The organism is Psychrobacter immobilis (genome assembly GCF_904846285.1).
In the GTDB taxonomy this organism is placed as follows: domain Bacteria; phylum Pseudomonadota; class Gammaproteobacteria; order Pseudomonadales; family Moraxellaceae; genus Psychrobacter; species Psychrobacter immobilis_D.
Map to the genome: position 1 here is coordinate 22,356 of NZ_CAJHAD010000025.1, position 16,749 is coordinate 39,104.

The following is a 16,749-nucleotide window of genomic DNA, read 5'->3' on the forward strand; positions in this document are numbered from 1 at the left end:
TTTACTAACCCTTAAAATTGATAGTTGAGTCCCAACTTGTACGAACGACTGGGCGCAGGATAGCGACCAACTGGACTGGTATCGATACCACGGAAATAATACTGCTCATCAAATAAATTGTTAATACCGAATTGAACAGACAGCTTTTCATTCTTGGTGTCTTGCAATGTTTTTTGTAGACTCAAGTTCCAAACTTGATAAGCAGGTGTCTCGCCAATGCTGCCGTCTTTGCTTTCTGCTACCGTGTTGGCATTATCAGCATAAGCTTTGTCATAGTAAACACCAGATAAAGTGGCATTGTAATCTTGATGCTTATAACTGGCGTGCCAGCCCAACTGATGTGGCGAGCTGTACGGCAGTTGATTGCCTTTATCTTTTCCTTCTTGCAGCGTGGCATTGAGATAATTATAGCTGAGACCGACATCCAAGTTTTCGAATGTTTTCGGGCTATAGGTAATTGCAGTCTCTAAGCCTTGGTGCAGTGTACGACCCACATTATCGAAGCTTTGATCGCGGCTATTCCATTGCAGCTGATCTTTAAAATCTATGCGATACAGTCCTAAATTGGCTTGCAGGTTATCGGTGGTATAGCGTGTACCTACTTCATAGTTCCATGCCAGCTCACTGCCTTCTTCACCGATACCACGAATATCAGCAATTTGCGGCGTTCTTAGAGATTTCTGCGCGTTGGCATAAATCAGCCATAGATTATCATCAGATTTATTTAAGGCATAAGACGTTGTGAGTCCAGGCAGCCATTCCGTAATGGTGTTGTCTGTTTGCGTATTATTACCAGCATCATTAAACGTCATTTTTGCATTTTCATAACGGATACCGGGGGTGATTTTTAGGCGCTCATCCAGAAAGCTTATCTCATCGCTAAGATAAGCGGCCCATGCATCGGTTTGTAGATTCCAGTCACGAGGTGTGGTAGTCGTACCATTCGCAAGCTTGGTTTGCGTCAGTTTATAATCGATATCTTCATTGACGTAGCGCATGCCACTGATAAGGTGATGTTTGATGTTTTTAGTATCACCAAGTTTAATAGAGAATTTCGGCTCTACGCCATAGACATTGAACTCACGAGGGGAGGTACGCATGCTATCTGCTGCAATAGCTGGGTCTGCCCAATGTACGCCTTGCTGATTCGCTTGTGAGTTAAATCCCCATTCAAAATTACGAGTGGCATGATGTCCAAAAGTCGTGAGGTCTAAGACCGCTTGGTCGCCGATATCCAAATAGTTTTTGTACTTAGCGTGCCAGCGCGTTGATTTGCCTTGATAGGCTTCAAATGGGCGTTGGCTCTGTTCGATATTTTGGTTATAGGCAGACGGCGACAGTGCCCCTGGCATTTCTGTGTTGGCATCATAGTATTGCAAGAACCCTTCTAGTTCCTGATTGTCGTCAATATACCAAAGTGCTTTGGCTTGTAGGTTAGTGACCTCAGTGTCTGAGTGATCTCTAAAGCTATCGCCCTTAATACCGTTTGCTTCTACTTGTACACCCAATTTGTCATTTAACCAGCGACTGTGCCGCGCGTATAAACTGGTCCATGGCTTACCATTTTGCTCAAAGACGGTTAAGTTGGTGCCAATTTCAGTTTGAGTCTCTTTAGCAATAGGTTTGGTGATGAGGTTAATCACACCGCCGACATTATTTGGACCGTATTGGGTTGCAGCTCCGCCGCGTACGACATCGATGCGCTCAAGATTATCAAGGGTCGCTGGAAAGATAGACTGACCAGTGTGACCGTAAGGCGCCAAGGTTAACGGAATGCCATCCATTAAAAATTGCGCCTGTCCACTGCGGCTAGCATGTAAACCGCGGATAGAAATGTTAGGTAATACACCTGTACCCGTTTCATCGTCAATTTTGACACCTGGGATAAACTGTAATGCACCGTCAATTGAGTTGCTCACCGTTTTCTTAATGAAATCGTTATCAATTACCGTGCGATTACCGGCAAATTCTTTTACCCGATTAGCACTAGAATCACCTAATGTCTCTGCAGTGACAATGATTGGCGATGCGGTAAAAGAGAGTACTTGTGTTTTTGCTTTATTATTAGGATTGCCTGTAGTGGAACTTCTTGTAGAAGAATCGTCTGAGCGCGCCTCAACGCTCGTTTTCTTACTAATGGGCGTTACCTCAGCACTACTTTGTTGATAAATACAAATCATCGCAAGAAAAAGTGCAGAACGTTTAAAAATAATAACCATAACAATTCCAATTATTTAGCAGGTATTTATGTCAGTTAAAAATGAACAGTGTTACTAAAACGTTGCAATTATAAACAGTAATAGTTATCATTTGCAAAATTATTATCATTTATAACTGTCATTACTTAAGCTTGATGCTTGATGAGATAGGCTGATGTTTATTTTTACGATGACTTTTATTACCAAATTTGTATGCAATACCTTTCCTGATACTCACGCATTTCTCAAACATTCTATGGTCCTACATATGTATAACAATCAACCCAAACGGCTAGTGATGGCAGTTCGCGCTCAGTTATTATTAACCATAGCCACATCCGGCTTGATGATGGCAGTAAGCCCGTCATCATTTGCTCAAGAGACGTCTAACCAGCTATCAACAACAGGGCCATCTGTAACGCTAGCACCCATTGTGGTCACAGCAAAAAAATATGAAGGTTATGCCGCTTATGCCCCAACATCAGGGACTAAGACACAGACCGAGTGGTTAGAGGTGCCGCAGTCGGTATCGGTAGTTACTAAGACCGAGCTAGAAGATAGGGGTGCAGTGCGTGTGATGGACGCTATGAAAGGTGTCGCAGGCTTGAACAATACACTGGGGGAGGGCAGCCGAGATGAGTTTGTTATGCGCGGGTTTAACGGCTTGAACGATGTCTATAGCGATGGTATGCGCGATGATGGCAAATTACAGTCCTATCGTAGCCTTGCTAATGTCGAGCGCGTAGAGGTGGTCAAAGGTCCCGCAGGCGCATTATATGGTCGCGGTAGTGCTGGCGGCATTATTAACCTCGTCACTAAAAAAGCGGAAGGCGATGACTTTGACAAGGTGCAAGCGCAAGTGGGCAGCGATGGCTTAGCCGTGGCGCGCGTCGATAGCTCGCATAAATTATCTGATACTGTCAATGCGCGTATCAATGCCGAATATCGCCGTAGTGAGTCTTACGTCGATCATGTCGATTCAAACGATGTCTTTATTGCACCGACAGTTCGCTGGCAGCCGACTGACCAGCAAACGCTGGATCTCTCCCTTGATTATATGCGCCAGCACCTTGTACCTTATCGTGGCGTTCCGTCCAAAGATGGCAAGCCTGTTGATGTAGCACCTAATACCTTTTATGGCGGCACCAATGATTACCAAGATTCGGACACTTGGCATGCCAATGTCAATCATGAGTTTGATATTAACGATAACGTTAAATGGACCAATCGAGCTTCATACAGCCACATTACTTTAGAGCAAAAAGGCACCCGTCAGTCATCTGCTGATGTGGTCAACGATAAGGTTGAACGTACTGTCAATAATTTTGGTTATGATCCACGCACAACAAAGACCTTACAGTCTGAGCTTGCTTGGAATCTTGATAATCATGAGCTGCTATTTGGCGCTGATTACAATGATATCGACATTGATTTAACTCTTGCGACTGACAAAAATGTACCGCCTACATCTGCAACCAACCCGAGCGCCGGTGCAACACCTAACCCAGGTTTCCCCGCATTTCGTAAAAATAGCACCCAAAGCATCGGTGTTTTTGCGCAAGATGTCTATCACATTGGCGACTGGTCACTTGTCGGCAACGTTCGCTATGACAATATGCGCCTGAGTCAAAACGCTAATGGTAAGGACAGTGAGCTTAACGACGACAAGTTCAGCTACCGAACAGGCGTCGTCTATAAGTTTAATGATGCCACCTCCGCTTATGCCACTGTAGCGCGTTCATGGCAGCTGCCTTATTCTGGAACGTTTATCAATCCAAAATTGGGCGCACTGTATCAAACCGACCTAAAAGAGATTGGGGTGAAAACGTATTTAAATAATGACGATATTATGCTCAATGCTTCCCTCTATCGCATTGATAAAGAAGACCCAAAAACCAATGACAATCGCGAAGTTACTGATAAAGATGAGTTTCGTCATCAAGGGTTAGAGCTTGAGGCGCGAGGCAAGCTGCGTGATAACTGGGATGTGTCTGCAGGTTATAGCTACCTTGATGCTGAAGATAAAAAAACGGGTCTGACGCCAAACGATGTACCGAACCAAACGTTCTCATTATGGACAGCTTATCAACCTGCGGATCAATGGCGCATTGGTGGTGGCGTGAATTATATCAGTGACCGCTACACTGGAGACGCAGAGGCAGTCGAACTAGCGGGTTATACGACCGTAGATTTAATGACCGCCTATAGCATGGGCAAACACAATCTGCAATTGAATCTAAATAATGCTCTAGATAAAGACTATGCGCTAGGGGCTACTAATGGCATCTCGGGCAAAAATCAAATTGGTCTTGGAGCGCCTAGAACGTGGCTGTTGACTTATAACTATGAGTTTTAACGAGTAAGTGTTAACGCCAAAATCTTATGTCCCTAGCGCTCGACCCATTTCATGATAGTAAGACAGGTTATTTATGAATCAACGTCCAAAGCTCACGCTTATTTTACCCTTGCTGATCATCGTATTGATTGTGGTTGGCGGTATTGTTTTTATTATGAATCAAAAAAACAACGCTACAGCAACGCCATCATTGAATGCTGATAATGGCGTATCGGCAGTAGCGATTACTCAGCCAAATGGCAGTCATAGCACTAGTAACAATAATGGTGTTCTTCTGCTGACTGATGAAGAAGTCAAAGCGCGTTTGCCCAATCTGAATGACTATCCGAGTGACCCAAAGCGTGTTGTGGTTTTGGAATACTCGTTTTTAGGGGATGCGTTAGCGTTAGGTCTAACGCCGGTTGGTATTGCTGATGACAATAATCCTGATAGTATTATTGCCGAGTTTACCAAGCAACTCTCAGATTACACCTCTGTGGGTTCACGATATCAGCCAAGCCTTGAAGCCATCGCCGATTTAAAACCTGATCTTATCATTGCTGATGATGAGCGCCATACTGTCATCGCTGATGAGCTTAGTCGCATTGCACCGTCGGTAGTGCTTAAAAGTCGTGGTGAGAGTTATGTGGAGAATATCCAAACGGCGCAATTGGTCGGGCATATTGTCCACCAAGATAAAAAAATGTCTCAAGTTATCAATACGCATCTAAAAAAGATGGCAGATTTAAAGTCGCAATTGGCGACAACCTCACTAGCTAACCACAGCGTGCAGTTTGCTATTATCAGTGATAAAGGCATGTGGTTGCATGGCCCAAGCTCGTACGCCGGTAGTTTACTCAATCATCTAAATATCAAAAGCCCGATTCCTGAGCAAACAGGTGAGGCGTATATCGCAACCAGTCTCGAGCAATTATTAGCGGCTAATCCTGATTGGTTATTAATTGGACGTTATAACGAGCACACCATTTATGATGAATGGAAGTCCTCGCCGCTATTTAATCAGCTAACGGCGGTCAAAAAGAATCAGGTTATCGAAGTCGATCCCAATTACTGGGCGCTCAATCGCAGTATGCAGTCTGCTGAATACATGACGGCTGAGCTGCTTGATATTGCATCGAGCCAAGGCGCAGAAGGTTCAAGTTTTTCTGTAAAAGAGTGAAATTAATGAGACATTGCACTACTGTCTTTTTAAGGCAAGGCGGGGTTTATGGCTAACACAAAGCTTATCGATGCATCCGCTGTCTCAATCAAATCGCATATTGCAAAGCGTCCGATAACACGGGCGCTATTGTGGTGTGGGCTAGTAGTCATTTTACTGCTTGGCTGCTGGCAAGGATTAACATCGTATTCAAAGTTTGCTCTGTCGCTGACGGATTTACTTTTCTTATTGACCCAGCACAATAATCAAGCATCGCTAGCGGCACAATTATTAATAGAGATTCGCCTGCCGCGCGTGCTCTTGGCGATTATAGTCGGTGCTAATTTGGCGGTAGCTGGACTGCTGATGCAGGTGATGACGCGAAATTCACTGGCGTCTCCAGCGGTATTGGGTATCAATGCAGGGGCAGCGTGTGTGGTTTCTTTATCCTCTATTGGTTTGGGATTTACCTTTTTAACCTCGACCTTTTTGCAAGCGATGGTCGGCGCAGTTCTTTCTTGCGCCCTCGTTGCAGGATTGGCAGGTTACTTTTCTGGTCGTCCGGTGCATCCTGTCCGTCTAATTTTATCAGGCGTTGCTATTAATGCGTTGCTTGTCGGTCTGACGCGAGCGGCGCTGATTACCACGGATGAGCAGGCGTATGGGGTATTGTATTGGCTGGCAGGTTCTATTGCCAATACGCGCTGGGAGTCCATCCCAATGCTTGCAATTATATCGCTACTGACCTTAGGTTATGGCTGGTGGTTGTCACCTAAATTAAATGTCTTGGTGCTGGGCGATGAGGTGGCGAGCAGCCTTGGGATAAACTTGCGAGCATTGCAATGGTCGTGCGGGGCATTGATTACGATATTAACGGCGGTCAGTGTGGCGGTAGCAGGTCCCATTGCGTTTGTGGGCTTAATTATTCCGCATGTTGCTAAGCGCTTATTAAAACAAGTGTCGAATATGGCTTATGAGCAGCTTTTGCCATTATCCATGCTGCTTGGCAGTATATTGATGGTATGGGCAGATGTCTTATCACGGGCGGTTGCGTATCCCGCAGAGACACCAGTGGGCTTATTAACGGCACTGATTGGAACGCCAATTTTTATCGCGCTGGCATGTAGACGGCGACTCGATAGCTGATCGATAGCTCATACAGACAAGTTTGAAATACGTTATAAACAACCGGTCAATATAAAAGTCTGTTAATAAGCTTTTATAGCTTATAAATACTGCTAAATTTGTAGGCATGTTAACCAAAAGCGATCCAAAATCCTATCAAGCAACGAAAGTAAGCAACGAATGACGATACAAAATAAAGCTTCTTCATCGCGCTCAAACTCACTATTTGCTCGTAAGTCTGCAAGTAGGGCGGTGGTACTGATTATTGTGCTGCTACTTATCCTTAGTGTGAGCAGCATCTTTTTTGGTGCCAGCGAATTAACCCTAGGGCAAATTTGGCAACATTTATATCAAGGGTTTAGCGGTGAAAAGGACTTTATTGTTTGGCAGCATCGGTTGCCACGAACGCTATTATCAATTTTAGTCGGGGCAAGTCTTGCGTTATCAGGCTCTTTAGTGCAAGGGGTCATTCGCAACCCGTTAGCATCACCTGACTTAATGGGTATCAGTGCTGGTGCAGGGTTCTGCGCGACTTTGTTACTGGTTATGCTTCCTACCGCCCCAACGTGGTGGTTATCTGTCGCAGCCTTACTTGGCGGCCTATTGGCGTTTTGTTTTATTATTCTATTGGCACAAATATCTCAGCCTACGCCAGCACGCTTGGCACTGATTGGCGTCGCCATTAGTGCCTTTTTAGCCAGTGGGATTAATTTTTTGTTGGTGCTTTATCCCGTTGAAATCAATACGGCAATGATTTGGTTGACCGGCAGCTTATGGGGGCGCAGCTGGCAACATATTCCAATGTTAACGATAATATTTGCTGTATTGATGGTCATCAGTATGTATTTAGCGTGGCGTTTGGATGTGCTAGGGCTTGGTGAGGAGACAGCGTATCATCTTGGTGTATCAGTCAAACCACTAGAATTTACCACATTGCTCATCGCAGTGGTGATTGCGAGTTTGGCTGTATCCGTGGCAGGAACAGTTAGCTTTATTGGTTTACTCGCACCGCATATCGCACGACTGCTCTTTGGGCATCAGCACCGCATCTTATTACCAGCGTCAGCGCTAATAGGCGCTATCATTTTAGTCACCGCAGATGTATTGGCACGCAGTCTATTTGCGCCTATTGAATTACCTGCTGGCGTTTTAACCTCGGTGATTGGTGCGCCGTATTTTATCTTTTTGCTATCGCGCTATAAGGGGTGGTGATGCTATCAGTGAATGAACTCCAGCTTGGCTACCATGATGGTCAACGTATTATCAAAAATCTGTCACTTGAGTTGCCAGAAAATAAAGTCATTGGACTCATTGGTCCAAATGGTTGCGGAAAATCGACACTATTAAAAGGTTTGTGCCGCTTGATTCAACCGCAATCGGGCAGTATTTTACTTAGAAAACAAAATATGGCGCAGTTAAATAATCGGCAGATTGCCCGTCAGATATCGGTATTACCACAAGTTCAGACCAATCCTGAAGGCTTGAGTGTCAGACAGTTGGTTGAATATGGTAGAACGCCTTATGTCTCGCATTGGGGTAAGTTGAATGCTACAGATAACCAGATAGTAGATAGCGTCATGGACGAAATGTCCATTGATTGTTTGGCTGATACGCCCCTTGAAGCTTTGTCAGGCGGACAACAGCAGCGCGCTTGGATTGCGATGATTTTAGCCCAAGACACCGATATTATTATGCTTGATGAACCGACCACTTATCTGGATATCTCTTACCAAATAGAGCTGATGCGACTCATACGGGAATTAAAGGATAAGGGTAAAAGCATCATCGTTGTGCTACATGATCTTAACCAAGCGGCTAGATATTGTGATTTGTTAGTGGTACTAAAGTCAGGCGAACTGCAAATGATGGGCAGCCCTCATGAGGTGATGACGGAGGGGATGCTGGCTGACATATTCGATGTGCAAGCCAAAGTGATTAGCGACCCTGTTGCAGGCTCGCCAATGTGTGTGTATTTATAGCATACCTGTATTATCGATTAACTTGATGGAAGTTGTTCTTAAGTGTTTTAAACGGCTATAACTTAATTATATTAGTTAAATAATAAAGTTCTTTATTAGAATTAATCACCTACTAAACTCTATTTTTAACAGCCTCGCCTAATCAAAAAGCTAAGTAAAAACCTCTTATCATCTGTTCTCAATTATTTGACCATTACAATCCATCTGAATAAGGCGTTACAAATTGAAAATCGAATACTGGGTAGGACTTATAATATGCGTTACTTATCTACTGCTTATTTTAGTGCCACTATGGGAGTGGAAATATAATGAAAACACCATATCTATTTATAGAAAAGTGCTGATTAGCCTTTTGATGATAGAAATAGTCTTGTTGTTTTTTTATGTGGTTCGATAAAGGTTCTTTGTTCATACTTCTCAGAGAGTTAATTCTCCGACAATCTTGAGGCAATTTAAGGTTCGTAGCTGGCTATTATTAAAAATTTATAGAAAGAGATTTAGATGCCAAATTTTATAGTTGTAGATAATGAAATTGTTAACCTATCGGAAATAAGACGGGTAACTGCGGATAAAAAGCGACTTACAATCACTTTTCATTTAGGGTTTTGGAATGGTAACGCATTCAAACAATGTACTGACAACCAACATTTTGAAGAAGTTTTTAAGGATATAGTAACCAAGTTAGAAGCCGAGCATATTTGAGTATACTACTTAGAACGCCCAGTTTTAGGTAGCAAGTCTTTCATCGTATTAGTAATCTATAACAGTTTTGTTATGCTTACTAATTATAATTCAGTTAACCAAATATGCTATAGAGTATGACAGCAATAAGCAAAAGGGACGATATATCATCACCCAGTATTATCAATTTATGCCAAGTTTTACCCTTGTTATTATCGTGCATAATAGAGCTACTATTGTAATGACTTATAAAATCATCATCACTTATAGAGTATCTTTTTTTCGATAAAGATATTTTTTGATCTAGATTTATAGGTATGACAACTTGCTTCAAAGCTGCTAAAAATACTCCTAGCCATATTAAGATGTTCGGTATATCTCTATCTATAAAAGAGGCTATGAAAAAACCAAAACTTAGGATTAAAGCCACAATAAAAAGCTTGCGGTAACTTCCTTTTGGGTAATCTAGGACAAATTTCCGCATCAAAAATCCTAATAAATGAACGTATGTTTATTTAAAATATTAAATAGTAATGTTATTGATAATCATTGTCAATAAAGATATTCATAGCATCCTGAAGATACGGTTCCCTAGTGAGGACTTGAAGGTTTGGCTGTGTAGAGCTGACATCAAACCCCGATATTAATAGCGTCACCTAAGAAAAGTAAATTTCATACTCCACTCCTCTACACTATATAGATAATAGCACATAGAGCTTTTCCGACTTGTCAGAGTAAGATTTATCCATGGCATATGCAGATATTAACGATATTTCGAACACCATAATATTGAGGGGTTTACTACCTAATAAGTTATAGTTTCAATAAGGACTTAATCTACTTTAGCGTTAACTATTTCTAGTATCGACCTCAGTTTTCAACATAGCTCGACTATAAAACCGACTACATCAGTATATTTAGACCGACTCTAATACTTGCTGACATGCTTGAGCTAAATAAGGGTCAACACTTATATCAATAGATTATAGTTCTGATTCTCCAGTAGAAACTTGAAGTGAATATCTGAATCTTTCATACATGGCAAAGCACTTTAACTACTTGGCTTTTGTAAAGCACTCTCTCTTTATAATTGACCTTTTAAGCTAATTTGCCTGCTAGTCAAATTTAGTGCCAAACAATATTGAATGACGTTTGAGGCACGAGGGCTTCGCTTTTGATATGAAAATGTCTTGTACTTTTTGGAACTGACTATCTAAAGCAACACCATTTGAACGAATAATATTGCCTATTAAAAAGCCTCTATCATAAATATAGATAATGCCTTTATCTTTATCCCAATAGGTCACCCCTTCAGGCAGTATAGGCGTAGAAAACACGCCATCACTTGACTCTATTAGCAAACAACCCTCTATTACGACCAATCGTCCACCGACCCCCATATCTAACTGGGGTTCCTCAGGATCAAAAGGGTATGTAAATATATCTGCATATTTCGGTGTTAATATATTCGAGATATCCTCCATTTCAGTCTTCAGGACTTTATTCTCACTAGTGGCTTTATTTATCATGTTTTTTGAAGGTGTCATACAACCTGATATTAAGATTGCTACAAATACGATTAAGCATTTTTTAAGCTTATAGCTGTCCTTATATACTGTATTCATCTGAAATATCTTCCTTAAATTTGTTAGCATATGTTTACTAAATCAGGCTAAACCCTTGTATATAATCAGGACATCATTCGAATTATAAGAGGGTGCAACGCCGTGAAAAATCATAACCAATACATTTATAAAAAGCCAATAATGAAGCTCAGCGTCGGTACGCTTGCTTTAGGCAGTTTACTGGCAATCGCTGGTTGTAATAATAGCTTGGTTGACAATCAACTGATAAAAGCGGCAGCTGAAAAACCTGTAGTTAGCAAGACTGAGAACCCTTCAACCACAAAGACTGATAAGAACTATACGGCTGCTGACGACTCTGCTTCAACGCCTGAAGGTATCAAGCAAGTCGCTAATGCCAACAATCAATTCGCTATAGATTTATATCAGCAGATTAATAAGCAAGCTAAACAAGCAGAAAACAACATCTTCTTCTCGCCCTACAGCTTGTCTACTGCGATGGCCATGCTTTATGCCGCAGCAGAGGGAGAAACCAAACACCAAATCCAAAAAACTTTTCATTATCCAACACCAGCTATCCTTAATCCCAATAGTGCAGCACTATACAATCAATTTAATAAACCCAACCCAAATTATGACTTAAGCACGGTTAATGATTTATGGATGCGTCAAGGCTTGAGCCCCATTCAAAATTATTTGCATACTGTACAACGTTATTACGGTGGTAAAGTCACCAACCTTGATTTTAAAAACAGTCCTGAACCTTCCCGTCAGACCATCAATAAGACCATTGCCAAACATACCAAGCAGATGATTGCTGAGCTGCTCGCAAAAGATAGTATTAAAGCAGATACAGCTGCTGTATTAACCAATGCCGTTTATTTTAAGAGCGAATGGGCACAACCTCTAGGCCTACGAGGTAGCACTCAACCTTTTTATAACCTCAATGGCACAACCACTGATACGAATTTTATGTATAGCATAGAAAGCTTTGATTACATGGAAGATGAGCGAGTACAAGTGGTAGAACTGCCTTACAAAGGCGATGAACTATCGATGCTAGTTGTCTTACCAAAGTCAAAAGAAGCAGCTGCCATGCAAAAGCTGATTGCAAACTTGAGTACCGCTCAGATTAATAAATGGACTGAGCGATTAGAGAGCAAAGAGATTTTTTTGAATATGCCCAAGTTCAAGTTAGAGCAGATCTATAAGATGGAATCTATTTTGACTGAGATGGGTATGCCAATAGTTTTTAGTAATAAAGCTGATTTTAGCTTGTTTAATGACAAGTTACCTTTAGCAGTAGATTCAGTTATTCATAAAGCGGTGGTTGAGGTGGATGAAAAAGGTACGGTTGCGGCAGCTGCAACGAGTATTGTCGTGAGGGTTGTATCTGCTTCATATAATGCTGAACTTACAGCCGATCATCCGTTTATGTTTATGATTAAAGACAATAAAACCGATGCAATATTATTTTTAGGTCAGGTGAATAATCTATAGCAATATGTATTTTGGAGCGAATTAATATGCAAAGATTCAAACAGAATTTAATCAAGAATATAACAATCTCGGTATTATCTTTCGGACTGTCTGTATCCGCTATAGCAGCTGATTATATAGCAGAAGAAGCAACAGAACAGTTAGGAGACAGCTATACTCAGCAACAGCTTGCCAAGCTATATTTAGAGAATTTAGACTTGCCCGAAGATGGCAGGAAACCGTATGAATGGTTTGCCATTCGAGGATATGCTCCTGCTCAATTCATGCTTGGTCTTCAAGCTTATGATCCTATAAACAAGATCAAATGGTATCAGATAGCTGCTGATAACGGGCATACCTCTGCAATAGCCAATCTTGCCTATATCTATTATGCGGGTAAGTATGGCGTACCTCAGGATTACGCCAAGGCTTTTAAATTATATAAGACCTTAGCCGACAATAATAACGCAGATGCTCAGTATCAACTTGCAGATATGTACTATCATGGGGCAGGTACGCCTCAAAGCTACAGTCAGGCTTTTAGCTATTATCAGAAGGCCGCTGATAATGAAAAAATGGAGGCTAAATACATAAAAATGTATGCTAAATATAGCTTGGGGCTTATGTATTATGTCGGTTTAGGTGTTGCTCAAGATTATAAAAAGGCCTTTCATATCTTTGAAAAGCTTGCTGCTCAAGGTGATACTGATGCTGAATATAACTTGGGAGTCATGTACGATCGCGGCTTAGGGGTTACTCAGGATAAGATCAAAGCAAAAGAATGGTTTGAGATAGCGGCTAGTCGGGAGAGTTATACTGGTCTTGGAAAGACACATGCCGAATACCGTCTAGGGAAAATGTACTTTGAGGGAATAGGTGTTGTACAAGACTATGATACAGCCTTAAGCTGGTTCAAAAAAGCGGCGAGTAATAGTTACTTCTTGGGTCGTGGAGAGATGAGTAAAGGGCATTTACTGACACAATACCAGTTGGGTGATATGTATTATGATGGGATTGGCGTCACTCAGGATTATACTCAAGCCTTTAGGTGGTATGAACAAGCGGCTAGAAATAGATACCGTAATACGGTTGATGGGTCATGGAGCAAAGGTAGTGAGCGCGCTCAGTATCTTATAGCGCTGATGTATTATAAGGGCTTGGGTGTTAATAAAGACAAAGCCATGGCAAAAGAGTGGTTGGAAGTATCTTGCGATAACGACTACCAAGCGAGTTGTGATTATCTTCAGAAAATATCCAAATAAGGGGTTTAGTTTTTAAAAGTGATGGGTCTTAGATTATTGAGATAACAGCGGTGTATCTATCAATCCTATCTAAGCGCTTTTTAACTCAATGCCTAACATCCATTACAAGTCTTGTTTGGGCAAGATCATCAAGATATTGATCTATGATTTGAGTATTTTCTTTATCCAGATGTGCATCCCATTCATCAAGCATGACAACTGTACTTCGGTCGTCCTCTCTAATTTCTTGAATTTGCTTGATGAGTTGTTGTCCTGTTGAACCTCTATGGGCTTTGTCTGTTTTGTAATTGAAATACAAATTGTGCTTGGCAGGTAAATAGTAAGCCTGTTCTTGGTAGTGGTCTTTGAGCTTAAGCAACATACAAGATTTACCAACACCATTATTACCAACCAACGTTACTCTACCTTGCTTGGGTAATTGTGTTGAATCAAAAATTTCCCCTGTTTGCTTCACACGTATTTGGTTTGCCTGAATGTAGGTATCTAAATCTACAGTGGTAGGTTTTAAGACCTCTAAAATACCATCCAGCATCGTTTTGATAACGCCAATACTGGTATGGTAGCCAATCAAGGCATAGCACATTTGCAATAGCTGAATTTGTCTTGGCAGCGTGGCGATTAGCACAGCCATCGTCGCAGCATCATGCCAATTTTTATTAAAAATAAAAGCAGTGACCACAAAGACAGGCAGCATAAGTATTATCATGCCTAAGCTTGAATTGATATGCTGGATCGAGGTGGATTTAACGCTATTATTCTTGGCTGTTGCAAAGCTTTTTTGGACAATATTGTTATAGAGCGTGTAATTATGCTTATTGAAAATAACGACATTATCCCAACTGTCAAAAAGTTTAGCGGCTAAATTCAGCCGTGATTGCTGATCTGTTTTGGCAGCCGTTTTTAGGGTATGTCGTCTGAAATGCACAAACAGGGAGGCAAAAATAATTCCTACTGCATAACCAAGCAGTAAGGTGCCATCTAAAAACCAAGCAATGACCAACACGTTAAATAAAACATTAAGTACCAACGCTGAAATATCAAAAATACTATCAATGACTGTCTCAAGGGTGTAGTTGCTTTCTTGAGCGAGCGTTGTCGTTGCCGTACTCTGTAACTCGTCGCTGGATAACAAATAGGTCTTGCCTAAAAAGACAGTATGAAAGCTATCGTTGTACATCTTATGAGCGTCATACTTGGCGCGCTCTGTATTGGTAACACAAAAATATGCAGGCACATAAACCGCTACTAAAGAGAGGGCAAATAGCACCATATATAAAATTGAAATAGTGTCCTCGGTCAGACTTTGTGCAAGGCGAGCAATAAAATACGTTGATGACGCCACAATAATTTGCTGAATCAGCAAAAATAGCAGTGCAATACGCAGATGCTTGTTTGAGATAATTTTATAGATTAAGATTTCTGATATCCTTTAAAATCGAGACACAATTATCCAGCAAGTAACGCCTTCTTACTGGTGTCAACTCTGCTGACATATAATATGCTTACTATCTTTTAGATCTTTTTTCGATATCAGCCATAAATGAGTCAGACTTATTGTTATCACCAAAAGAACCAGCTTATGGAGTGCAGCATGTTTTTTATACGTAAGGCCAATCAAAATGACGTCTCAGATATTGCTCATATACATTTCACAAGTTGGCATGCTACCTATGTGGACCTTTTGCCCAAAACCTATCGTGATAAAGAGAATAACTTATCTCAAAAGGTAGAGATGTGGGGAAAAGTAATCCTTAGCTCTGGTGTGAGCACATGGATAGCCTACGACGCTGAGAATAATAATGTCGGGTTTATTTCTTACTTTACGAAGGACAGTGAATGTGAAATAACGACCCTATACATTCTGCCTCAATATCAAAGTCTGGGGCTTGGCACCACACTAATGAATTCAGCAATAGATGATATTTCTCAGCACAATAGATGTATTAGCTTGTCGTTATGGGTGCTAAAAACAAATCTGACTGCGATTAGCTTCTATGAAAAAATTGGTTTTAAGTCTGACGGTAAGCATAGTGAAGAGACATACGAGGATACCAAAATAATCGATATTAGGATGGTGAAATCACTCTGATATCTATTATTTTAAGGAAAAAAGGAGTTTCAATATGAAAAAATATATCTTACCTGCTTTTACTATAATTTGTGTGGCGTTGTTTTGGTATCTTTTATTTATTCAAAAAATTAATCAATACAATTATGCTGTAGTTAATACCTTGGTAATTATTCTATTTGCTATAACCTTGTTTAACACAAGAAAAAATACTAAAAACAAGAAATAGAATGGGTGTATTCAAGTGCAATTACTCGTTAAGCTTTGCGAGTGCTCAATCTCTAATGATCTGTATTAAATCATGATTTATCAGCTATACAACCATTTAACTGTCTGCTGTATAGACCATTTTATCTTATAGTAAATGTATATTGTTCTTTATCGTATGAAGCGGCATAGGGCACTGCATCTCTAGAATATGTCTTCTTATCCTGATCAGTATAGTCAATAGATATTGAATCTTCATAGCTTGTATATTGGATAGCGTAGCGATAGGAGGAGTTAGGCGGCAAATCTCCGATTAAGTCCACTCTTTTGGAGCTGGTATACTTGACGCGTACGTCAGATATGAGATAAGGGCTTTCGTTATTTATGATAATTTTGCCTTTATCCTTCTCAAAATATGAGCAAGATATTAAAAGCATGCTCATCAATCCTATTAGAAAATTCTTATTAAAAACCATATTTCTCTCGCTTTTACGATTGACTAACACCACTGCTACTTCATTAGAAATCATGCAGAATCAATAATATAGTTATCCGCTAATTATTTTTAGGCACTCTTACGTTCAGTACAGCTTGCTTATAGTAGATCTTTTATAAAAGTGGTACGGTAGCTTTAAAATAAGCGAAAAGTAAAAAGATTATGACTTATTCAGCA

14 protein-coding genes are annotated in these 16,749 nt (G+C 40.8%); 9 read left to right on the forward strand and 5 right to left on the reverse strand.

The annotated features are described in order from the left end of the window. Positions 1–11 precede the first annotated feature (11 nt). Positions 12–2,219: a TonB-dependent receptor family protein gene (locus tag JMX13_RS12030; RefSeq protein WP_201612878.1), complete on the reverse strand. Its 2,208-nt coding sequence runs from the start codon at positions 2,217–2,219 to the stop codon at positions 12–14. Between the two features lie 247 nt (positions 2,220–2,466). Between JMX13_RS12030 and JMX13_RS12035 the strand changes: the two genes are divergently transcribed. From JMX13_RS12035 to JMX13_RS12060, 6 genes are all read left to right on the forward strand, one after another. Then, positions 2,467–4,554 carry a TonB-dependent receptor gene (locus JMX13_RS12035; RefSeq protein WP_227686308.1) on the forward strand — a complete coding sequence of 696 codons (2,088 nt, stop codon included), beginning with the start codon at positions 2,467–2,469 and terminating at the stop codon, positions 4,552–4,554. 73 nt (positions 4,555–4,627) lie between these two features. Further along, complete coding sequence (locus tag JMX13_RS12040) at positions 4,628–5,713, forward strand: ABC transporter substrate-binding protein (protein WP_201612880.1); 1,086 nt, start codon at positions 4,628–4,630, stop codon at positions 5,711–5,713. Positions 5,714–5,761: 48 nt separating this feature from the next. Next, complete coding sequence (locus JMX13_RS12045) at positions 5,762–6,838, forward strand: FecCD family ABC transporter permease (RefSeq protein ID WP_201612882.1); 1,077 nt, start codon at positions 5,762–5,764, stop codon at positions 6,836–6,838. 159 nt (positions 6,839–6,997) lie between these two features. Beyond that, positions 6,998–8,029, forward strand: a complete 1,032-nt coding sequence (locus JMX13_RS12050; RefSeq protein ID WP_201612884.1) for a FecCD family ABC transporter permease — start codon at positions 6,998–7,000, stop codon at positions 8,027–8,029. After that, positions 8,029–8,796, forward strand: a complete 768-nt coding sequence (fecE, locus tag JMX13_RS12055) for a Fe(3+) dicitrate ABC transporter ATP-binding protein FecE (protein WP_201612886.1) — start codon at positions 8,029–8,031, stop codon at positions 8,794–8,796. Before JMX13_RS12050 ends, fecE begins: the two co-directional genes overlap by 1 nt. A gap of 501 nt (positions 8,797–9,297) precedes the next feature. Next, entirely contained in the window at positions 9,298–9,498 is a 201-nt protein-coding gene (locus tag JMX13_RS12060) for a hypothetical protein (RefSeq protein ID WP_201612888.1), read from the forward strand. A 94-nt stretch (positions 9,499–9,592) separates the two neighbouring features. Here JMX13_RS12060 and JMX13_RS12065 read toward each other — a convergent pair whose 3' ends face one another. Further along, a complete protein-coding gene (locus JMX13_RS12065; RefSeq protein ID WP_201612890.1) occupies positions 9,593–9,961 on the reverse strand; it encodes a hypothetical protein in 369 nt (122 codons plus the stop codon). Between the two features lie 631 nt (positions 9,962–10,592). Further along, complete coding sequence (locus tag JMX13_RS12070) at positions 10,593–11,102, reverse strand: hypothetical protein (protein ID WP_201612892.1); 510 nt, start codon at positions 11,100–11,102, stop codon at positions 10,593–10,595. Positions 11,103–11,204: 102 nt separating this feature from the next. On the opposite strand from JMX13_RS12070, the gene JMX13_RS12075 reads away from it, so the two are divergent. Beyond that, the gene (locus tag JMX13_RS12075) at positions 11,205–12,560 is read left to right on the forward strand and encodes a serpin family protein (RefSeq protein ID WP_201612894.1); all 1,356 of its coding nucleotides are present in this window, start codon (positions 11,205–11,207) and stop codon (positions 12,558–12,560) included. A 26-nt stretch (positions 12,561–12,586) separates the two neighbouring features. Further along, the gene (locus JMX13_RS12080; protein WP_201612896.1) at positions 12,587–13,801 is read left to right on the forward strand and encodes an SEL1-like repeat protein; all 1,215 of its coding nucleotides are present in this window, start codon (positions 12,587–12,589) and stop codon (positions 13,799–13,801) included. Between the two features lie 85 nt (positions 13,802–13,886). Here JMX13_RS12080 and JMX13_RS12085 read toward each other — a convergent pair whose 3' ends face one another. Beyond that, a complete protein-coding gene (locus JMX13_RS12085) occupies positions 13,887–15,143 on the reverse strand; it encodes an ATP-binding protein (protein ID WP_227686309.1) in 1,257 nt (418 codons plus the stop codon). Positions 15,144–15,392: 249 nt separating this feature from the next. Here JMX13_RS12085 and JMX13_RS12090 point away from each other — a divergent pair, with 249 nt between their 5' ends. Further along, positions 15,393–15,890, forward strand: a complete 498-nt coding sequence (locus JMX13_RS12090; RefSeq protein ID WP_201612900.1) for a GNAT family N-acetyltransferase — start codon at positions 15,393–15,395, stop codon at positions 15,888–15,890. A 329-nt stretch (positions 15,891–16,219) separates the two neighbouring features. Here the strand turns inward: JMX13_RS12090 and JMX13_RS12095 are convergent, their stop codons facing one another. After that, a complete protein-coding gene (locus JMX13_RS12095) occupies positions 16,220–16,606 on the reverse strand; it encodes a hypothetical protein (RefSeq protein ID WP_227686310.1) in 387 nt (128 codons plus the stop codon). Positions 16,607–16,749 lie beyond the last annotated feature (143 nt).